Annotated in this window: 21 protein-coding genes; 19 read left to right on the top strand and 2 right to left on the bottom strand. The window is 30.2% G+C overall.

The window, feature by feature from the left end:
• Positions 1 to 66: 66 nt before the first annotated feature.
• Together lspA and glmM are read right to left on the bottom strand one after the other, a co-directional pair.
• Complete coding sequence (lspA, locus tag ACNI28_RS07755; protein ID WP_419763700.1) at positions 67 to 528, bottom strand: signal peptidase II; 462 nt, start codon at positions 526 to 528, stop codon at positions 67 to 69.
• Positions 525 to 1,859: a phosphoglucosamine mutase gene (glmM, locus tag ACNI28_RS07750; protein ID WP_419763699.1), complete on the bottom strand. Its 1,335-nt coding sequence runs from the start codon at positions 1,857 to 1,859 to the stop codon at positions 525 to 527. The genes lspA and glmM overlap by 4 nt, the downstream gene beginning before the upstream one ends.
• A 91-nt stretch (positions 1,860 to 1,950) precedes the next feature.
• On the opposite strand from glmM, the gene rpsT reads away from it, so the two are divergent.
• The 19 genes from rpsT (at position 1,951) to ACNI28_RS07655 (ending at position 22,040) form a co-directional block, all read left to right on the top strand.
• The gene (gene rpsT / locus ACNI28_RS07745) at positions 1,951 to 2,211 is read left to right on the top strand and encodes a 30S ribosomal protein S20 (RefSeq protein WP_419763698.1); all 261 of its coding nucleotides are present in this window, start codon (positions 1,951 to 1,953) and stop codon (positions 2,209 to 2,211) included.
• A gap of 68 nt (positions 2,212 to 2,279) precedes the next feature.
• A complete protein-coding gene (gene prfA / locus ACNI28_RS07740) occupies positions 2,280 to 3,347 on the top strand; it encodes a peptide chain release factor 1 (protein WP_419763697.1) in 1,068 nt (355 codons plus the stop codon).
• Between the two features lie 100 nt (positions 3,348 to 3,447).
• Positions 3,448 to 4,497: a substrate-binding domain-containing protein gene (locus ACNI28_RS07735; RefSeq protein WP_419763696.1), complete on the top strand. Its 1,050-nt coding sequence runs from the start codon at positions 3,448 to 3,450 to the stop codon at positions 4,495 to 4,497.
• Positions 4,498 to 4,592: 95 nt separating this feature from the next.
• Complete coding sequence (locus ACNI28_RS07730) at positions 4,593 to 6,323, top strand: GGDEF domain-containing protein (RefSeq protein WP_419763695.1); 1,731 nt, start codon at positions 4,593 to 4,595, stop codon at positions 6,321 to 6,323.
• Between the two features lie 64 nt (positions 6,324 to 6,387).
• A complete protein-coding gene (pstC, locus tag ACNI28_RS07725) occupies positions 6,388 to 7,317 on the top strand; it encodes a phosphate ABC transporter permease subunit PstC (protein ID WP_419763694.1) in 930 nt (309 codons plus the stop codon).
• 105 nt (positions 7,318 to 7,422) lie between these two features.
• A complete protein-coding gene (pstA, locus tag ACNI28_RS07720; protein WP_419763693.1) occupies positions 7,423 to 8,502 on the top strand; it encodes a phosphate ABC transporter permease PstA in 1,080 nt (359 codons plus the stop codon).
• An 11-nt stretch (positions 8,503 to 8,513) separates the two neighbouring features.
• Complete coding sequence (gene pstB / locus ACNI28_RS07715) at positions 8,514 to 9,287, top strand: phosphate ABC transporter ATP-binding protein PstB (protein ID WP_419763692.1); 774 nt, start codon at positions 8,514 to 8,516, stop codon at positions 9,285 to 9,287.
• A complete protein-coding gene (locus tag ACNI28_RS07710) occupies positions 9,287 to 9,955 on the top strand; it encodes a phosphate signaling complex PhoU family protein (RefSeq protein WP_419763691.1) in 669 nt (222 codons plus the stop codon). Before pstB ends, ACNI28_RS07710 begins: the two co-directional genes overlap by 1 nt.
• Before the next feature lie 23 nt (positions 9,956 to 9,978).
• The gene (locus tag ACNI28_RS07705) at positions 9,979 to 10,374 is read left to right on the top strand and encodes a phosphate-starvation-inducible PsiE family protein (RefSeq protein WP_419763690.1); all 396 of its coding nucleotides are present in this window, start codon (positions 9,979 to 9,981) and stop codon (positions 10,372 to 10,374) included.
• Positions 10,367 to 11,041 (top strand): response regulator transcription factor, encoded by a 675-nt coding sequence (locus tag ACNI28_RS07700; protein WP_419763689.1) that lies wholly within the window; start codon positions 10,367 to 10,369, stop codon positions 11,039 to 11,041. The genes ACNI28_RS07705 and ACNI28_RS07700 overlap by 8 nt, the downstream gene beginning before the upstream one ends.
• Positions 11,035 to 12,411, top strand: a complete 1,377-nt coding sequence (locus ACNI28_RS07695) for a HAMP domain-containing sensor histidine kinase (RefSeq protein WP_419763688.1) — start codon at positions 11,035 to 11,037, stop codon at positions 12,409 to 12,411. Before ACNI28_RS07700 ends, ACNI28_RS07695 begins: the two co-directional genes overlap by 7 nt.
• 76 nt (positions 12,412 to 12,487) lie before the next feature.
• Positions 12,488 to 12,907: a 50S ribosomal protein L13 gene (gene rplM, locus ACNI28_RS07690; protein WP_419763687.1), complete on the top strand. Its 420-nt coding sequence runs from the start codon at positions 12,488 to 12,490 to the stop codon at positions 12,905 to 12,907.
• A 5-nt stretch (positions 12,908 to 12,912) separates the two neighbouring features.
• Positions 12,913 to 13,302 carry a 30S ribosomal protein S9 gene (rpsI, locus tag ACNI28_RS07685; RefSeq protein WP_419763686.1) on the top strand — a complete coding sequence of 130 codons (390 nt, stop codon included), beginning with the start codon at positions 12,913 to 12,915 and terminating at the stop codon, positions 13,300 to 13,302.
• A gap of 86 nt (positions 13,303 to 13,388) precedes the next feature.
• On the top strand, positions 13,389 to 14,906 hold the full coding sequence (locus tag ACNI28_RS07680; protein ID WP_419763684.1) for a peptide-binding protein: 1,518 nt from the start codon (positions 13,389 to 13,391) through the stop codon (positions 14,904 to 14,906).
• 12 nt (positions 14,907 to 14,918) lie between these two features.
• Positions 14,919 to 15,584 (top strand): HAD family hydrolase, encoded by a 666-nt coding sequence (locus tag ACNI28_RS07675; protein ID WP_419763683.1) that lies wholly within the window; start codon positions 14,919 to 14,921, stop codon positions 15,582 to 15,584.
• A 118-nt stretch (positions 15,585 to 15,702) separates the two neighbouring features.
• Entirely contained in the window at positions 15,703 to 19,260 is a 3,558-nt protein-coding gene (gene nifJ / locus ACNI28_RS07670) for a pyruvate:ferredoxin (flavodoxin) oxidoreductase (RefSeq protein WP_419763682.1), read from the top strand.
• Between the two features lie 563 nt (positions 19,261 to 19,823).
• Positions 19,824 to 20,387, top strand: a complete 564-nt coding sequence (locus ACNI28_RS07665) for a pyruvate flavodoxin oxidoreductase subunit gamma (protein WP_419763681.1) — start codon at positions 19,824 to 19,826, stop codon at positions 20,385 to 20,387.
• 10 nt (positions 20,388 to 20,397) lie between these two features.
• Complete coding sequence (locus tag ACNI28_RS07660; RefSeq protein WP_419763680.1) at positions 20,398 to 20,811, top strand: 4Fe-4S binding protein; 414 nt, start codon at positions 20,398 to 20,400, stop codon at positions 20,809 to 20,811.
• A complete protein-coding gene (locus ACNI28_RS07655) occupies positions 20,811 to 22,040 on the top strand; it encodes a 2-oxoacid:ferredoxin oxidoreductase subunit alpha (protein WP_419763679.1) in 1,230 nt (409 codons plus the stop codon). Before ACNI28_RS07660 ends, ACNI28_RS07655 begins: the two co-directional genes overlap by 1 nt.
• The last annotated feature ends 1 nt before the right edge of the window (position 22,041 follow it).

Below are 22,041 nucleotides of genomic sequence, written 5' to 3'. Positions count from 1 at the left end.
TTTTTTAACTTATCTTTTTTAATTTGCCCGATTATAGCTAAAATCTGTTTAGCTTTCAAAAAGAGTTTATGCTCTTTTTTTATCTTCTTTATACTCTTTATACTGCATATATAAAATTATAACAATAGCCAAATCAATAATTACATCTGCAAAATTGAATATGGCAAAATCAAATCCACAATGCCAATAAACATAATCAACAACTGCACCATAAGTAAATCTATCTAAAATATTTGATAAACCACCTGCAAGAAGTAGTGATATTGCTATATTATATTTTAAAAACACCTCTTTATTAAAATATAAATATGTAAAAATAGCTACTATTAACCCCAATTGTATAAACTTTAAATACTCTTTTAAAAACTCAAACATAGAAAAAGCAACACCATAGTTATAGGCAAGAACTAAAGATATACAATCACTTTCAAAACCAAAATCTAAAAATACAAAACCATATTTTATATATTGATCAATACATACAAGCAATAAAAAAATCACTATTGAAATAGTTAATTTTTGTTTCATAATGCTTTTGATAAAAACTCTACTAGTTTGTCCATATATTCATTTACTAACTTTTTATCTCGACCTTCAAGTAGTACTCTTAACTTATTTTCTGTTCCAGAGTATCTGATTAAATCTCTCATTCCTTTTGATTTAATCTCTTCTTGAAGCTCTTTTAAACCCTCTATTTTATCTAGTGGGATTTTTTCACTTACTTTCATATTTTTTAAAACTTGTGGATACAACTCAAAACCATTTAAAGCATCACTTGCTTTTTTACCACTTTCAATCAAATATGATAAAACTTGTAAAGCAGTTGCTAATCCATCCCCTGTTTTTGAAACATCTGAGAAAATAACATGTCCACTTTGCTCTCCACCAAAGTTTATATTATTATTTTTCATATTTTCTAAAACATGTTTATCACCAACATCTGTTCTATTCAATTTCAAATCAAAAGAGTCTAAGTAATCTTCTAAGGCTTTATTACTCATAACTGTAGCAACACAAGCTTCACCTTTTAAAATGCCTTTATCACTTAGATATACACATAAAGCACCTAATAGTTTATCTCCATCAATTACATCACCATTTTCATCTATTACAACCAGCCTATCTGCATCACCATCAAGTGCTAAACCAATATCTGCTCTTACTTTTTTTACTATTTTCCCTACATTTTCAGGATACATTGCACCACTATTTTCATTTATATTAAACCCATTTGGTGTTGCATTTATTGTAAAAACTTCAGCACCAAGTTCTTCTAATATAGTAGGGGCAACTTTATAGGCAGCTCCATTTGCACAATCTAAAACAATTCTTAGTCCACTTAAAGTTAACTCTTTTGGAAAAGAGCTTTTTATTGATACAATATATCTTCCAATTACATCATCGATTCTTTTAGATGAACCAATTTCTTTACCAGTTTTTTGTCCATTTATTCTAGCCTCTTCATTAAAAAAGAGTTCTTCTATGGCTTTTTCACACTCACTACCTAACTTATTTCCATGTTGGTCAAAGAATTTTATTCCATTATCTTCATAAGGATTATGAGAAGCTGATATCATAATTCCAGCATCACATCTCATTGATTCTGTTAAAAATGCAATAGCAGGAGTTGGCATAGGACCTATTTGAATAACATCATATCCAACAGCAGTTAACCCAGAAACCAATGCATTTTCAATCATATAGCCACTTCGTCTTGTATCTTTTCCTACTAAAATCTTGTTTGTATATGAATGTTTTCTAAAATAAATTCCCGCAGCCATTGCTATCTTCATCACGGTCATAGCGTCCAAAAATGAACCAGCTTGACCTCTTACACCATCTGTACCAAATAGTTTCATTGAAAAATCCTAAAATTAAACTTAATTTAAACTCACTTTAAAGTTAATTGGCTAGTATTCTAGCCTTAAAAAAATTATAAAGAGGTTAAAAATGGCAAACCATAAATCTTCGGCTAAAAGAGCTAAACAGACGATAGTAAAAACTGAGAGAAACAGATTTTACAAAACAAGAATCAAGAACGTAACGAAAGATGTATTATCAGCAGTTGAAGCTAATGATAAAGAAAAAGCAACAGAAGCTATGAAAACTGCAAATAAATACGTGCACCACTGTATTGCAAAAGGTATCCTTAAAAAAGGAACTGCAGCTAGAAAAGTTAGTAGACTACAAGTAAAAGTTAACGCTCTGTAATAAAAGTTTACTATCATATCAATAGTATGGTAGTTAATTTTATTTATTTGCAAATAATACTATAAAATATGTTACAAGATAAATTACAACTATTTATTGATAGATATGAGGAGATTAATGGATTATTAGCTTCTCCAGATATCTCTTCAGACATTAAAAGAATGACTGCACTTTCAAAAGAGCAGTCATCGATTGAACCAATCGTAAACAAAGCTAAAGAATATATAAGTGTATTAGATGATATTCAAGATAACAAAGCGTTACTTGATGATCCAGATTTAGGTGAACTAGCAAAAGACGAACTTAGAGATTTAGAGGTTAGAAAACCTGCTATTGAAGAAGAGATAAAAGTTCTTATGATTCCTAAAGATCCTAATGATGATAAAAATATATTTATAGAATTAAGAGCTGGTGCAGGTGGTGATGAAGCAGGAATATTTGTAGGAAACCTATTTAGAGCATACTTGAGATATGCAGAACAAAAAGGGTGGAAAGTTGAGATAATGAACCAAAATGAGAATGAAGCAGGTGGTTATAAAGAAATCGTTGCTTTATTTAAAGGTGAACAGGTTTATTCAAGACTAAAATATGAAAGTGGAACACATAGAGTTCAAAGAGTTCCAGCGACTGAATCTCAAGGAAGAGTTCATACATCAGCTATTACTGTTGCAGTTATGCCAGAAGTTGATGATGTAGAAGTTGAAATCGATCCAGGTGATTTAAAAATTGATGTTATGAGAGCTAGTGGAAATGGTGGACAATCAGTAAATACTACTGACTCTGCTGTTAGAATTACACATATTCCTTCGGGATTAGTTGTAACTAACCAAGACCAAAAGTCTCAACATAAAAATAAAGATAAAGCAATGAAAGTTCTTAAAGCTAGACTTTATGACATTCAAATGCAAGAGAAAATGGACTCAGAAGGTGCCAGCAGAAAAGAGCAAGTTGGAACTGGAGATCGAAGTGGAAGAATTAGAACATATAATTATCCACAAGGTCGAATAAGTGACCATAGAATTAACCTTACATTATATAGACTTGAAGCAGTAATGAATGACGGAGTTTTTGATGAAATCATTGACCCATTAATTACTGATGCTCAATCAAAAGCAATTGAGGCTAATGGATTATAATCCATTAGCTTTTTTACTCCCCTTAACTTAAATTAGTAACCAAAATGTAATCGTTTGCAATTATAATTTCTCCGTCAAAAAAAAATATTGGAGAAAAAATATGAAAAAAACTGCAATCGCGTTATTAGCATCTGCTGCTTTAACTGTTACACTAAGTGCTAGAGACCAAATCAAAATAGTTGGTTCTTCTACTGTTTATCCTTTCTCATCTTCTGTTGCTGAAGAATTAGGAGCTACTACTAAATTCCCAACTCCTGTTGTTGAATCAACTGGTTCAGGTGGTGGTATGAAATTATTTTGTGCTGGAAACGAAATGAATACTCCAGATATCACAAATGCTTCAAGAAGAATGAAAACTAAAGAATTTAAACTATGTGAAAAAAATGGTGTTACTGATATCACTGAAGCTGTAATTGGTTATGATGGTATTGCGTTTGCACAAGCTAAATCAAATGGTAAATTTGATGTTTCAAGAAAAAACTTAGCTTTAGCAGTTGCTAAAGAAGTTCCTTCAAAAGATGGTAAATCATTAATTGCAAATCCTTATAAAAAGTGGTCAGATATTGATGCAACTTTGCCAAATAGAGAAATCATTGTTTACGGACCACCAAAATCTTCAGGTACAAGAGATGCATTCGAAGAATTAGTTATGCAAAAAGTTTTCAAAAAAATGCCACTATATACTGATTTATATAAAGCAGATAAAAAAGCTAACAAAAAATATAAAAAGTATTCTATAATTAGAACAGACGGTGTTTATGTAGAATCAGGTGAAAATGATAACTTAATCGTTCAAAAATTATCTAAAAATAAAGATGCCTTTGGTGTGTTTGGTTTCTCTTTCTTAGAAGAAAATAGCGACAAAGTTCAAGGTTCTACAATCAATAAAGTTGAACCAACTCCAGATACAATCTCTTCAGGAGAATACCCAGTATCTAGATCATTATTCTTCTATATCAAAAATTCTCATTCAAAAGATATTCCAGCTATGGAAAAATATGTTGAATTATTCATGAGTGAAAAAATGATTGGTGAAGATAGTATATTAGGTGAAATTGGATTAATTCCTCTTCCAGATGCTGATAGAACAGCAATTAGATCAAGTGTTGCTAAAAGAGCTAAACTTACTTTAGCTGATTTAAAACACTAATTAAAAAGAGGTTTATTCCTCTTTTTGATTCTATTTATAGCTCTTTATCTGTTGTATGCGAACGAAGAGATAAAGGGCTATAAATAGGATTAAATATGAAACTAAAATGGCTCTCTATAGTTGAAAAACTCGATTACGCTTTTCAGCCTATTATACATTCTCATTCAGGTAAAATTTTTGCAGTTGAAGCATTAATTAGAAATGTTGAGGAAATACCCAATCTAGAACAAATTCATGATTTGTTTGATATGGCATATAAAGAAGACTTTCTATATCAGCTTGACCTACTCTTACGAGATAAAGCAATTGAAAAGTTTTCACAAATTGACATTGAAAACCTTCAACTTTTTTATAATTTGGATAATAGAATAATCTATACAAAAAGCTATTCAAAAGGCAATACAAAAAAAATCCTAAATAAATATGGTTTAGATAAAAATATTATTTGTTATGAATTGAGTGAAAAAGGAACTTTAGCAGAACAAGATGCCTTAATTAAAATGATACAAACCTATAAAAATAGTGATTTTTGTATAGCTATTGATGATTTTGGTGTGGGAGTTTCAGGATTAAAACTTCTATATTTCTCACAAGCAAATATAATTAAAATAGATAGATTTTTCATTGATAATATAGATAAAGACTCTAAAAAAAGACTTTTTTGTACATCAATAATAAATATGGCACATACAATGGGAATGAAAGTTGTAGCAGAAGGAGTTGAGACCTTAAATGAATTTTACACTTGTAAAAATATCGGTGCAGATTTTATGCAAGGTTATTTTATACAAAAGCCTACACTAAATGTCAATAAGTTAAAAAATGTTTATAAAGAGATAATAAAATATAGTATAAATGAAAAAAGAGCAGAAGATACTACTCCAATAGAACAAGAGTTTATTCAAGGTATTGTTCCTTTAAATATCAATTCTTCTTTGCACTCTCTGTTTTTATATTTTAAAAACTATAGTCATAACCATTTTGTTCCTATTATTGACGATTATGATAATTTTATGGGTGTGATTTATGAAGTTGATATAAAAAAAATCTCATATTCTCAATATGGTTTATCTTTAGCACAAAATAAATCATATAACTCAAAAATAAGTAAATATGTAAAACAATCAATTTCTGTTGAGTCTTCATGGGGCATAGATAAGGCATTGGAAATCTTTAACCACGACCCCAATTCATCAGGTATTTTTATTACAAAAGCAAATAAATATGCTGGTTTTATAGATCTTCGTGCACTTTTACAACTCTCCCACAAAAGAAATTTGGAGATTGCAGAAAATCAAAATCCTCTTACTAGACTTCCTGGAAATAAACAAATAGAACTGTTTATTTATAAAAGTTTAAAGAGTAGAGATAAAATCACATCTCATATATTATATTTTGATTTTGATAATTTTAAACCCTTTAATGACTATTATGGCTTTAGACAAGGAGATAGAGCAATACTTTTATTTTCTGAACTTTTACAAAAAAAATATCCAAATGATAGTTTTGTAGCTCATATTGGTGGTGATGATTTTTTTATTGGAATACAAAAAAGTACCATTGAAAAAGTTTATGCCATAACAAATGAAGCCTTATGTGAATTCAAAGAGTCTGTCAAAAATTTATACAAAGAAGATGATAAACAAAATGGTTACATTAAAGGAAAAGATAGATTTGGAGAAGAAAGAGTGTTTAAATTACTCTCATGCTCATGTGCAATTATTGAGATATCTTCAAACTCAAGAAAATCAAATTTTGACCACACTCTAAACATCATGAAAAAATACTCAAAGAACTTAGATAAGCCTATTTGTGCCTCTTTTTAAAACATGTAATCGTCTTGTAATTTTTCTTAAATATAATTCCTAATAAAAAATAGGAAGGTTAAATTTGAATACATTTGAATCTAAAAGTAAAAAAACTTTATTAATAGAAAAATTGATTAAATTTTTCTTGATTTTAGCTGCAACAATTTCAATTCTTACAACATTTGGAATCCTATTTTCAATACTATTTGAATCAATAGAGTTTTTCAAACTAAGAAGTTTTTGGTATTTTTTAACAGGAACAGTATGGTCACCTGGTGTTATTGGTAGTAAATTTGGTGCTTTACCAATTTTTGCAGGAACTTTTGTTATTACCATTATAGCACTTTCAGTTGCTATTCCTATTGGTTTAGGAAGTGCTGTTTATATGAGTGAATATGCCAGTCCAAAACTAAGAGATTATCTAAAACCCTTATTAGAAATACTTGCAGGTATTCCAACTGTTGTTTATGGTTTCTTTGCAGCTATTACAGTAGCTCCACTTATTGTAAAAATGGCAGATGCTGTTGGCTTAGAAGCTACCTTTAACTCTGCATTAGCTTCAGGGGTTGTAATGGGGATTATGATTATTCCTGTAATTTCATCACTTTCAGATGATGTAATTCGTGCAGTTCCTGATTCTCAGAGAAAAGCTGCATTTGGACTAGGTATGACACATGGTGAAATCATTAAGAATATTGTTTTACCATCTGCTCTTCCAGGTATTATTTCAGCCTCACTTTTAGGACTATCAAAAGCTTTGGGAGAGACAATGATTGTTGTTATGGCAGCAGGACTTCGTCCAAATCTTTCATGGAATCCCTTAGAAGATATGACAACTGTAACGGTTACAATCGTAAACTCTTTAGTAGGTGATTTTGAATTTAATTCTCCAGAAACATTATCTGCTTTTGCCTTAGGTTTAGTTCTTTTTGTTATCACATTGATTTTAAATATGATTTCATTAAGTTTAATTAGAAAATTCAAAGAAAAATATAAAGTGAATACATTATGATTATGAGAAAAAGAAAAAAAAAAAAAACACAATCCTTTTTATGATCCAACACTTACAAAAAGACATGCAAGTTCAAAAAGATTTAAAAGATTTACACTAACGTCTTTGATATTTTCAATTGCATTTTTAGCATTCTTTTTAATTGATATTACGGTAAAAGGACTTCCAGCATTTAAAGTTGCTTATGTTCAAACAGAAGTAGTATATAATGAACAAACCATCCGTGATTCTAGAAAAGCTGTTTCAAGAGAGTATAGAAAAATTGTATCAAGAGCATGGCTAAGAGATATTCCAAATGCAGTTAGAGCAAATCCTGCACTTATGAATACAACACAAATGCAGTGGATTTTAGCAGATGACCAAGTTGATCAATATATGAAAGAACATCATTATAAGTTAAAAAGAAAAGATAGACATTTAGTAGATGAACTAATTGCACAAAATAAAATTGAGATGAAATTTAATACTGTGTTTTTCACAAATGGTGACTCAAAAATCCCAGAATATGCAGGTATATATTCAGCAATAATTGGTTCTATTTTAACTCTAATTGTTACTATGCTTGTAGCATTTCCTATTGGTGTTATGACAGCGATTTATCTTGAAGAGTTTGCAGATGATAATAAATTTACAAGATTTATTGAAGTAAATATTAACAATCTTGCAGCTATTCCTTCAATCTTATTTGGTCTTTTGGGTCTATCTATTTTTATTAACCTTTTTGGACTTCCTCGTTCTTCACCACTAGTAGGTGGTTTAACTTTAGCACTTATGACCTTACCAATTATAATTGTAAGTTCAAGAGCAGCGCTAAGAGCTGTACCTGATACAATTAGACAAGCGGCATATGGTTTGGGTCTAAATAAAATTGAAGTAACAAAAGACCATGTTTTACCATTAGCATTTCCTGGTGTTTTAACAGGTTCTATTATTGGATTAGCACAAGCGATGGGGGAAACAGCACCTTTAATTATTATAGGAATGATTGCATTTATACCAGATGCTCCATCTATGGTAACAGATGCAGCAACTGTTATGCCTGCACAACTTTTTACATGGGCTGGTATGCCAGAGAGAATGTATATTGAAAAAACTGCTGCTGGGATTATGGTACTACTTTCAGTACTTATTTCACTAAATGCAATAGCAATTTATTTAAGAAAAAAATTCGAAGTTAAATGGTAACAAGGAAAATTATGAGTAATACAGAAAATAAAACAAAAGTAAAAGTTGAAGACCTTAACCTTTGGTATGGAGACAATCATGCCCTACATAATATAAGCGTTGATTTATTTGAAAATAAAATTACAGCACTAATTGGCCCATCAGGTTGTGGAAAATCTACATTTTTAAGATGTGTAAATAGAATGAATGACCTAATTAACTCAGTAAGAATAGATGGTGAAATAATTATTGATAATAAAAACATTTATGATAAAGATGTTGATGAAGTAAGTGTTAGAAAAAGAGTTGGAATGGTATTTCAACAACCAAACCCTTTTCCAAAAACTATTTATGATAATGTTGCTTATGCACCACTAAAACATGGAATAACAAAAAAAGGTAAAGAGTGTAATGAGTTAGTTGAATCCTCACTAATAAAAGCTGGTCTTTGGGATGAAGTTAAAGATAAATTAGGACAGCCTGGAACTTCACTTTCAGGTGGACAACAACAAAGACTATGTATTGCTAGAACCATCGCTATTAAACCAGAAGTTATTTTAATGGATGAGCCAACAAGTGCACTTGATCCTATTAGTACAGAAAAAATCGAAGCTTTAATGCTTGATCTTAAAAATGATTACACAATTGTAACAGTAACACACAATATGCAACAAGCAGCAAGAGTTGCTGATTATACAGCATTTTTTCACCTTGGTAAGCTAATTGAGTATGATAAAACAGATATTATATTTGTAAATCCAGGTAACAAAAAAACAGAAGATTATATTACAGGAAGGTTTGGTTAATGTTAAAAGTATACGATACAAAAAGAGAACTAATTCAAAATGAATTGTTAGAAATTGGAGAAGTTGTAGTTGAATCATTAAATGCAGCATTAAAAGCATTAAAAGATGATGATATCAAAGCACTTAAAGATGCAGATTTATCACTAAAAAAACTTACAAGTAAATCAAATAATATTGATAACTCTATTGTTACAGCCCTTGCTTTATATCAACCAGAAGCAAAAGACTTAAGAGAGTTAGTATCTTATTTAAAAATTACAAATGAATTAGTAAGAGCTGGGGGAAATACAAAAGATTTTATTAAAATTTTTAGAACATCATATACTGATGACTTAAATACAAAAACAATATTAGAATTTGCTGTTCCTTTATTAAAATCAACTATTCTTTCTCTTCAAACTTCAATGTCAGTAATAAAAGAGACTAGCTCAAAACATGTTGAAGAAAAATTTCAAAGAGTTGTAGTAGAAGAGAGTAAAACAGATGATTTATATGCAATGATTGAAAAAAATATTTTAAAACTTATTTCTAAAAACTTAGACTTATCAAAAGAGTATTTTAATATTTTGACTTCTTTAAGAAAACTAGAAAAGATATCAGATAGATCAGTTGCAATTGCACACTTACTACTTTTTGCAGATAAAGGCGGAGAACTAGAAAGAAAATAGCTCTTTATGCTATAATCTGATTTATGAAAAAAGCCCTACTCAAAATACGAAAATACTTCGAATATAATTATGAAGTCCTAATAGCAATGATTCTATTTATTGCTATTATGATTTCAGGTTTAGAATTCTTCAAAGCCATAATCTACATGCTTGAATTTATTGTTATTATGGAAGTTGTAAAGATGATTTCTGACTTTATTAAAAAAGAGAAATTAAGGCTTCGATTTGTTATTGATATTTTTATTATATTTCTTATTCGAGATGTTATTATTCAGGCCTCACACAAAAACATGGACTATTTTGACATACTATTTTTACTAATTGTTATATTTGTATTTTTTATTTTTAGGATAATGTCAATAAAATACTCTCCAGGAAGTAATAAAATAAACAATAAAGGTAATAATTCAAGTGAATAATCATACCCTACTAATAATTGAAGATGAAGTTGATATCTTAGAACTTTTAGAATACACCTTACAAAAAGAGGGATTTGAGACTATTGGATTTTTAACTGTATCTAAAAAAGCTTATGAAGTTTTAGATGAAGAAGACATAGACTTAATACTTATGGATAGAAATTTACCAGGTATGGAAGGTACAACTTTTATTAATGATATAAAATCAAAAGGTTATACTACACCTGTGATTTATGTAAGTGCAAAAGATAAAGATGAAGATATTTTAGAAGGCTTTGATAAACATGCAGATGATTATATAACTAAACCATTTAATCTAAAAGAGTTAACCGCAAGAGTAAAAGCAGTTATAAAAAGAACTAAAAAAGATGTAGAAGTAGAAAAAATAAAAGATATTACATATAAAAGATCTAGTAAAAGTTTTTATATAGAAGATTGCAAAATTGAACTTACAACTTTAGAACACGATTTACTTCTAGAGTTTTTCAAAAATAAAGATATTCTTTTAAGTAGAGAACACCTTTTAAATACTGTATGGGAAGACTCTTTTGAAAAAAAATTAAAAACTGTTAATGTTGCAGTAAAAAGACTGAAAAGTAAAATAGACTCTACAGGAGATAAAAAATATATAAAATCTGTTCGTGGTGAAGGTTATATGTTTTGTTAAAAATCCACCAGCTATTTCTTCGAAGTTTTATATTTATCTTTTTATCAATACTACTACTTATTTCTATAGTAGTATATTTTTGGTCAAAATCAATATATCTAGATCAAATTGAGAAAAATATTTTATCAAATATTGATACCCTTTCTATCTCTCTACCAAATTTAAAAAATATAGACCAAAAAGTATTAGAGATAAAAAAAGCCACTAATCTTAGAGTTACAATTATAGACAAAAATGGAATAGTAGTAGCAGAAAGCGATGAAGATAAAACCTTGATGGAAAACCATGGAAATAGAGAAGAGATAATTGATGCAAAGTATAAGGCTTATGGAGAAATAGAAAGACATTCAAATACTGTAGATAAAGATCTTTTATATATAGCAAAAGAAGTTACTATTGATGAAAAAGTCTATTATATAAGAATGTCAAGTGAAATAACTACAATAAAAGAGTATTTTATAAAACTAACTCTTCAACTTATAGGTATATTTTCTATATTTTTACTTTTAGCATTTATAGTTTCCTATTATATCTCTGATAAAATCCGCCATGAAACTGAAAATATTTTGAACTTTTTGATTAATCTTACAAAGAAAAAAGATCCTACAAATATGTCATCATTTTATACCCAAGAGTTTTTTACAATAAATAAACTCTTAAATAAAGTGGCAATAAAACTTCAAAAAAAAGAGAAATCAAAAGCAAAACATACAGCAAAATTAAAACTTGCCAATAAACAAAAAGATGAAATAATAAGTGCCATTTCCCACGAATTTAAAAATCCAATTGCAATTATTACAGGGTATGTACAAACTTTACAAAATGATAAAGATTTACCCATACAAATGAGAGATAAATTTCTTACAAAAATAGATTCAAACGCAAATAAAATGACTCAAATAATTGATAAATTAAGACTTGCCTTAAAACTTGAAGAGGGCAGAGAAAATATTGAAAAAAGAGAGTTGGATTTAAAAAACTTATGTGAAATAATATCAATAGATTTAAAAGACAAGTACCCAAATAGAACTATAGAAATAAGTGGAGAAAAGAAGAGTATTCAAGGTGATGACACTTTAATAAGTATGGCAATATCAAATTTGATTGAAAATGCTTTAAAATATTCAGAAGGTACAGTAAAAGTTGAAATTACAAATGAGTATTTAAAAGTAATTGATACAGGTATTGGAATAAGTGAAACTGATCTATTAAAAATCACAAGAAAGTTTTACAGAGTATCACAAAATGGATGGAATAACTCTTTAGGACTTGGATTATTTATTGTAAATTCTATTTTAAATCTTCATAATTTTAAACTTCAAATAGGCTCTGTTTATGGTAAGGGTTCTGAATTTATCATTAAATATTAAAAAATACTTAATTTAAGCTATACATAAGTATTACTACACTATTATTCCAGCTCATTAATTAAATCGGAGAACGTAGATGAAATTCACTCAAATGGCAAAAGCCAATGAAATCGAAAGAGATTGGGTTATTATAGATGCAACTGATAAAGTATTTGGTAGAATCATTACTGAAGTTGCTACAATCTTAAGAGGTAAAAATAAGACTAATTATACTCCTCATGTTGACTGTGGAGATAACGTAATTATCATAAATGCAACAAAAGCAAAATTTTCTGGTACTAAACTAGAAACTAAAAATTACTACACACACTCAGGTTATTTTGGTAGTACAAAAACTCACAAAATGTCTGATATGTTTGAACAAAACCCTGAGAAGCTATATAAATTAGCTACAAGAGGTATGTTACCAAAAACAAAACTTGGTAAAACAATGTTAAAAAAATTAAAAGTATACGCAGGTAGCGAACACCCTCACACTGCGCAAATTAAAGGATAAGACTAATGGCAAAAGTATACGCAACTGGAAGAAGAAAATCTTCTATCGCAAAAGTATGGTTAGAAGCTGGTAATGGGCAACTTATTATTAATGGTCAATCTTTAGATGCATGGTTAGGTGGACACGAAGCTATTAAAAAAAGAGTAATGAGACCTTTAGAAGTATCTAAACAAGCATCTTCTGTAAATGTTATCGTTAAAACTTTAGGTGGAGGTTACTCTGCACAAGCTGATGCTGCTAAGCATGGTATTTCAAGAGCATTAGTTGCTTTTGATGAACAATTTAGAGCTATTTTAAAACCATATGGTTTACTAACTAGAGATGCAAGATCTGTAGAGAGAAAAAAATACGGAAAGAAAAAAGCAAGAAAATCTACTCAGTTCTCAAAGAGATAATTGGTATTTTTACTATATTCAAAGGAGCGACATTTGTTGCTCCTTTTTTTATGCACTTTTTTACAAAAAGATATTACAATACATCCATGAAACGATTCCTTTTATTATTCATCATTCACTTTTCATTATTCACTTATTTAAGTGCAAGTACTTTAAACTTATCAATTTCATCTAGTCCTAGTAGACTAAATCCAATCCTAGCAAGTGATAGTGCAAGTAGCGAGATAACTCAATGGCTTTTTAATGGACTTTTTAAATATGATAAAAATGGAAATATTATCCCAGAGCTTGCCTCTTCATATAAGTTTGTTTCAAATACTCATTTAATAATAAATCTAAGAGATGATGTTTTATGGCATGATGGAGAAAAATTTAGTGCAGATGATGTTATTTTTACATTTAATAAAATTCATGACCCAAAAGTTTTCACTGCTATTAAGTCCAATTATAAAGAAGTGAAAAGTATCTCAAAAATTGATGATTTTACTTTAGAAGTTATTTACAAAAAGCCATACTTCAAAGCTTTAGAGATATGGATGACAGGGATATTGCCAAAACATCTTCTAAAAGATGAAAAAGATTTAATGAAAAGTGATTTTAATAAACACCCCATTGGAACTGGTTCATATAAACTAGATAGTTTTAAAGTTGGAAGTGATATAAGACTATTTGCTTTTGATAAATACTTTGAAGGCAGACCTAAAATTGATGAAATAAATTATAAGTTTTTACCAGACCCTACAACTTCATTTTTGTTTTTAAAACAAAACAAACTTGATGTTGGAGGATTAACTCCCCTACAAATTGATAGACAAATAGATAAAGAATTTTTAAAAAACTTTCAAATAGTAGAACAGCCTGCTTTTGCTTACTCATATCTTGGCTTTAATTTAAACAATAAAAAGTTTAAAGATATAAATGTAAGAAAAGCCCTCTCTTTAGCCATAGATAGAAAAGAGATTGTGGATATACTTTTCTTTGGTCATGGACAAGTTTGTAATGGCCCTTTTTTGCCGGGAACTTTTGCTTATGACAAAGATGTCAAAGCAATAAAACAAGATTTAAAAGAGGCAAAACGTTTACTTAAACTTGCAGGTTATGATGAAAACAAGCCTTTAAGTTTTGAAGTCATAACAAACACAGGAAATGAAACTAGACTCAATGCTACGCAAATCATTCAATATCAGCTTGCAAAAATTGGTGTTAAAATGAGTATAAGAGTTATGGAATGGCAAGCTTTTTTAAATACAGTTGTTCATCCAAGAAAGTTTGAAGCGATTGTTCTTGGTTGGAGTTTAGCTCTTATGCCAGATGCATATCCATTGTGGCATAGTGATTCTAGAAGAACTGGTGCTTTTAATTTGGTAGGCTACTCAAATAAAAAGGTTGATGAACTTATTGTTAAAGGTTCAACAACTGTAGACAAAGAAGAATTGGGTAAAATATATAGAAAGATATTTAATATCATTGCAAATGATACTCCCTATCTGTTTTTATATATTCCTAACTCAATTACAGCAGTTAGCAAAAAAATACAAAATATAGAACCAACATTTTTGGGTATTATGCATAATCAAAAAGATTGGATAAAAAAAGATGATTAAAAAGGAAAAATATTGGAGAACATAATACTATTTGATTTGGATGGTACCCTAATTGACTCAACAGATGCAATTGTATCAACTTTTCATCACTCATTTGAAAAAATGAATTTTGATTTTCAAGGAGATGATGAAGATATAAAATCACTCATTGGTTACCCTTTAGAAATTATGTTTATGGAACTAGGTGTTGAGCAAGAACTTGCTTGGGATTTTGTGGATACTTATAAACAAAGATATAAAACAATATCAACAACAAAAACTTTGCTATTAGAAAATGCTATAGAATCCTTAGAAGCGGCAAGTAAATTTGCTAGGCTATCTATTGTTACAACTAAAACAGGTAAATATACTATTCCAATACTTGAGCACTTTGGCATACTTAAATACTTTGAAATTGTTACAGGGCGAGAGCATGTTGAAAATCCCAAACCACACCCAGAACCAATTTTAAATACTTTAGAACAAATGAACTTAAGTAAAACCTCAAATATTTGGATGATAGGTGACACTCATCTTGATATCTTATGTGCAAATAGTGCTGGTGTGAACTCTGTTGCTGTTTTATGTGGTTATGGCAAAGAAGAAGAGTTAAAAGAACTTACTAGTTTTATCTCAAAGAATTCACTTGAAGCAGTAAAACTTATTGAAAAAGTATCTGCAAATAACTTTCATATTTAATATAGTTTTAAATTCTTTAATCTTAAAATAAATTAATATCAAGAAATTAGTTATAATTATTAATTATAATTATCTAAACATAGATTGATAGTATGATTAAAAAGACTAAGGGGTTTGTATGTCAAAAAAATTCGCAACGATGGATGGGAATGAAGCAGCAGCATATGTGTCATATGCTTTTACTGAAGTAGCTGGAGTTTATCCAATTACACCTTCTTCTCAAATGGGGGATAATACTGAGAAATGGGCAACTCAGGGTAAAAAGAACTTATTTGGTGGAATTCCAAAAGTAATTGAAATGCAAAGTGAAGCGGGGGCAGCGGGTACATTTCATGGTTCATTACAAGCAGGTGCATTAACAACTACATATACAGCATCACAAGGTTTATTATTAAAAATTCCTAATATGTATAAAGTTGCTGGACAATTATTGCCAGGTGTTATTCATGTAAGTGCTAGAGCATTAGCTGCTCATGCTCTTTCAATATTTGGAGATCACCAAGATGTTATGAGTGCAAGAGCAACAGGGTTTGCTATGCTTGCAACTGGTTCAGTTCAAGAAGTTATGGATTTAGGGGGAGTTGCTCATTTAGCTGCGGTTAAAGGTAGAGTTCCATTTTTACATTTTTTTGATGGATTTAGAACATCACATGAAATCAACAAAGTTGAAGTTATGGATTATGATGTATTTGATAAACTTTTAGATAAAAAAGCAGTTCAGACATTTAGAGACACTTCTTTAAATCCAGAATCTCCAATTACAAGAGGTACTGCACAAAATGATGATATCTACTTCCAAGGAAGAGAAGCATCAAATAAATTTTATAACGCGGTTCCAGATATAGTAAATGAGTATATGCAAGAGATTTCAAAAGTAACAGGAAGAGAGTATGCTCCATTTACTTACTATGGAGATGAAAATGCAACTGATATTATTATTGCCATGGGTTCTGTAACAGAGACTATCAAAGAGACTATTGATTACTTAACTACACAAGGAAGAAAAGTTGGTTTATTAACTGTTCATTTATATAGACCTTTCTCAACTAAGTATTTTATGAATGTATTACCAAAATCAGTTGAAAGAATTTGTGTTATTGATAGAACAAAAGAACCAGGTAGTTTAGGTGAACCTTTATACTTAGATATTAAATCAGTATTCTATAATGAAAAAAAACAACCTAAAATTATCGGTGGTAGATATGGATTATCTTCTAAAGATGTTCCTCCTGCACAAATCATTGCTTTATATGATAACTTAGCATCTGATAACTCAAAAGATAACTTCACTGTTGGTATTAATGATGATGTTACCTTTACTTCAATAGAAGTTGGTAAAAATGTTGCTGTGGTTGAAGATGTAAATGAGTGTCTATTTTATGGATTAGGTGCAGATGGTACAGTTGGGGCAAATAAAAACTCAGTGAAAATTATTGGGGATAAAACTGATTTATATGCCCAAGCATACTTTGCATATGATTCAAAAAAATCTGGTGGTTACACAAGATCACATCTAAGATTTAGTAAAAGTCCAATTAGGTCTACATATCTTGTATCAACTCCTGGATTTATTGCCTGTTCAAAAGAGGTTTATTTAGAGCAGTATGAAGTAATCGATAATATTAGAGAAGGTGGGATATTCTTACTTAACTCAATCAACAGTGCAGAAGATATCGTTGCTAAAATACCAGACAGAGTTAAAAAAATCTTAGCTGATAAAAAAGTTAAATTCTACATAATCAATGCTACTAAATTAGCTAGAGATATTGGGCTAGGAAATAGAACAAATACTATTATGCAAGCTGCATTTTTTAAACTTGCTAAAGTTATTGATTATGAAACTGCAAAAGAGTATATGAAAGAGTATGCTGAAAAAGCCTATGGAAACAAAGGTGAAGAAATCGTTAAGATGAACTATGCAGCAATTGACGCAGGAGAAGGTGGAATTGAAGAAGTTGAAGTTGATCCATCATGGACAAATATTCAAGCAGGGCCATTAGTTCTTAACTCAAACTATAAAGGCTCAGATTTTGTAGAAAACTTTGCAAAAGTTGTAAATGCAGCAAAAGGTGATACTCTTCCTGTATCAATTTTCTCAGATAGAGAAGACGGTACATTTGAAAATGGTTCTACAAAATACGAAAAAAGAGGAATTGCAACAATGGTTCCTGAGTGGAATGAAGATACCTGTATCCAATGTAACCAATGTGCATTTGAGTGTCCACATGCTGTTATTCGTCCATTCTTGATGGATGAAGATGAGTTTGAAAATGCTCCTGAAGGTGTTAAAAAATACTCTATTGATGCAACAGGAAAAGGTCTAAAAGACCAAAACCTAAAATACAAAATCCAAGTATCAATTTTAGATTGTACAGGATGTAATGTTTGTGTTGATATCTGTCCAACAGCAGAAAAATCTCTTAAAATGGTTCCATATGCTCAAGAAGCAGATGATGGGGAACAAGAAAATGCAGATTATTTATTTAACGATGTTACATACAAAGATTATTTAGTATCTAAAGATTCCTTAAAAGGTTCACAGTTTGCTAAACCTTTATTTGAGTTCCATTCAGCATGTCCAGGATGTGGTGAGACTCCATATATAAAACTAGCTACTCAAATGTTTGGTGATAGAATGATGATTGCAAATGCTACAGGATGTACTTCAATTTATTCTGCTTCTGCACCATCAACTCCATATACTAAAAATGAAAAAGGTGAAGGTCCAGCATGGGCAAACTCACTATTTGAAGATACTGCTGAATTTGGATATGGTATGCACCATGCAAATGAAGCTATTAGAAATAGAATGAATAGAATTATGGAAGATACGATGGAAGAAGTTTCTAATCCATTGAAAGTTCTATATAAAGAGTGGATTGAAAATAGAAATGATGGTATAAAAACTCAAGAGATTAGAGATAAACTAGTTCCACAATTAGAACAAAATCAAGATGCACCTGGTGTTGCTGATTTATTAAGTCTAAAAAAATACATTGTAAGAAAATCTCAATGGATTATCGGTGGAGATGGTTGGGCATATGACATTGGTTATGGTGGACTTGACCATGTACTTGCAACTGGTGAAAATGTAAATGTACTTGTAGTTGATACAGAAGTTTACTCAAATACAGGTGGACAATCTTCAAAATCAGCACGTGCTGGTTCTATTGCAGACTTTACAAATGATGGAAAACCAAGTGCTAAAAAAGACTTAGGTTATATTTCTATGACATATGGAAATATCTATGTGGCACAAATCAACTCAAGAGCTAGTCAAAAACAGACAGCTCAAGCTATGAAAGAGGCTGAAGAGTATAATGGTCCTTCTTTAGTGATTGCCTACTCTCCTTGTATTGCCCATGGTATTAAAGGTGGATTGATGAAATCAGTTGACCAAGGACAGTTAGCAACAGATTGTGGTTACTGGCCAATTTATACATTTGACCCTAGAAAAATTGATGAAGGTAAAAACCCAATCAAAATTTCTGGTAAAAAACCAGACTGGGATAAATATGAGCAGTTCTTAATGCAAGAGAATAGATATATTTCATTAAAAAAATTAAATCCTAAATTTGCAGATGAATTATTGGCTAAAAATAAATCTGATGCACAATATAGATTTAGACAACTAACAAGAATGGCAGCAGCTGATTACTCAGATGAAATAGAATAATATTAGTGGGTTTTCCCACTAATATAAACTTGTTAGAAACTTAAATTTTATATCTTATTTATTTACTAAACATATCTCATTTATTCATCATTTTTATCAAAAAAATATATGCAATTCTTATAAAAATCACATTTTAAGTAAAGTAAACGTGCAAATTCCTTTAGATTTTAATAGCATAAACATAGCATACTATAAAAATCTAGCCAATTTAAGCTTAGATTTATTTTCAAATCAATTTTTTTTCAAAATTTGTAAATAATCAACTTTTTATTATAAATAAAGACGATAATTAGGGGATTTGTAAAATTTATCATCCAGATTTGATATGCTTTTTATATTAATATAATCTTATTTATCACTTAATGGTCATTTGCTCTTATTAAAATTACACAAAAACATAGGATAAACCATACTATTCTTAATATTAAATAATAAAAAAATATTACTATTTTTACTTTAAAATTCACCTAAGATTTATACAGATAGAATGTTTGCAATTTTTATGATGTTTGCAAAATATCATTCATGAAATATAAGTATAGTTAATAATTAGGAGCTAAAACATGCTAGAGATTAGATGGCACAGCCGAGCGGGACAAGGGGCAGTAACCGGGGCAAAAGGTTTAGGTTCAGTTGTAGCTGAAACAGGAAAAGAGGTGCAAGCTTTTGCATTTTATGGTTCTGCAAAAAGAGGTGCATCAATGACTGCATATAACAGAATTGATGATAAACAAATCATAAATCACGAAAAATTTATGAGACCTAATTTTGTATTTATTCTAGACCCAGCTTTAGTATTTACTGATGATTTTACAGCTAATGAAACTGAAGATACTAAGTACATAATTACAACACACCTAAACAAAGATGAGCTAATAGAAGCAGTTCCAGCTTTAAGTGGTAGAGAAGAGAGAACATTTATATTGGACTGTTTACAAATTTCACAAGAGACTATTGGAAGACCTATTCCAAATACTCCAATGCTTGGTGCATTTATGAAAATAAGTGGTATGTTTGAATTAGACTATTTCCAAAATGCAATGAAAGCAGTTCTAAAAAAACTTCCTCAAAAAGTAATCGATGCAAATATGATTGCTATTGAGAGAGCATATAACGAAGTACATTAAGGAGCAAAGAATGAGTAAATCAATAAAAGATATGGGTTGGGATGAATTAGTACCTGGGGCGGCACTATTTTCATTTGACCAGACAGTTGATGGGATGATTGCTGAAGTACAACCAGAAAATAGAACTTATGCAGAGACAAATTCTAAAAATCTTTATGTAGGAGATTGGAGAGTAATCAAACCAGTATGGAATACAGAGCTATGTATTGACTGTCAAAACTGTTGGTTATATTGTCCAGATACAGCTATTATCTCAAGAGATAAAGAGATGAAGGGTATTGATTATGACCACTGTAAAGGTTGTGGGATTTGTGTTGAAGTATGTCCAACAAATCCAAAATCACTGCTTATGTTTAATGAAACAGAAAAAAACGAAATTGCACTAACAAAGTGGCCAGAGAAAAAAGAAAAAGGTGAGAAATAATGAATAGCAAAGAAATGGAACTAAACAAAGTAGAAGTTTGGGATGGAAATACATGTAACGCACAAGCATTTAGACAAGCTGCTGTTGATGTAGTTGCTGCATATCCTATTACTCCTTCAACTAATACTGTTGAAAACTATGCTGCCTTACATTCAAATGGTTATGTTGATGGTGAAATCATTATGGTTGAATCAGAACATGCTGCTATGTCAGGATGTGTAGGTGCAGGTGCTGCAGGAGGAAGAGTTGCAACTGCTACTTCATCTCAAGGTTGTGCACTTATGGTTGAAGTTTTATACCAATGTTCTGGTATGAGAATCCCTGCTGTTTTATGTTTAGTAAATAGAGCCTTAGCAGCACCACTAAATGTAAATGGTGACCACTCTGATATGTATTTAACAAGAGACTGTGGATGGATTCAATTAGATTCATTTAATGCTCAAGAAGCTTATGACTTAACATTATGTGCCTTTAGAATAGGAGAACATAAAGATGTAAGACTTCCAGTTATCTCTAATCAAGATGGATTTTTGACTTCTCATACAGCTCAAACAGTAAGACCTTTATCTGATAAAGTTGCTTATGATTTTGTTGGTGATTATGTACAAGTAAATGCCATGCTTGATTTTACAAAACCAGTTACTCATGGTGTTCAAACTGAACATGACTGGCACTTTGAACATAAAGCAAAACAACACGCAGCACTTATGGGTTCACTTCCAGTTGTTGAAGAGGTTTTTGCAGAGTTTGAAAAAGTAAGTGGCAGAAAATATAATATCGTTGAAACTTATAAAGTAGACGATGCTGATGTTGTAATTGTATGTTTAGGTACAACTTATGAGACAGCTATGATTGCAGTTGATGCAATTAGAGAAGAGAGTGGTATAAAAGCTGGTGTTATTGCACCAAGACTATTTAGACCATTTCCACTTACTCAATTAGCTTCAAAATTACAAAATGTAAAAGCTATAGCATGTATGGATAGATCTGCACCTGGTGGAACTGTTGGAACTTTATACAATGAAGTTGCGGGAGCCTTGTTTAATACACCAGCAAGACCAATTCTTAAAAACTTAGTTTATGGTTTAGGTGGAAGAGATATTATTGTAAATGAATTAAAAGATATCTTCGTTTCTTTAAATGAAGAAGCAAAAAATGGAAAACTTAACGGGAAAATTCAAACACTTCATGGTGTTAGAGGTCCTGAATTAAGTTTTTATGAACACTAAG

The organism is Arcobacter denitrificans (SeqCode) (genome assembly GCF_048571185.1).
GTDB classification, from domain to species: Bacteria; Campylobacterota; Campylobacteria; order Campylobacterales; family Arcobacteraceae; genus Arcobacter; species Arcobacter denitrificans.
This window is presented reverse-complemented; position numbering and strand designations above follow the sequence as displayed.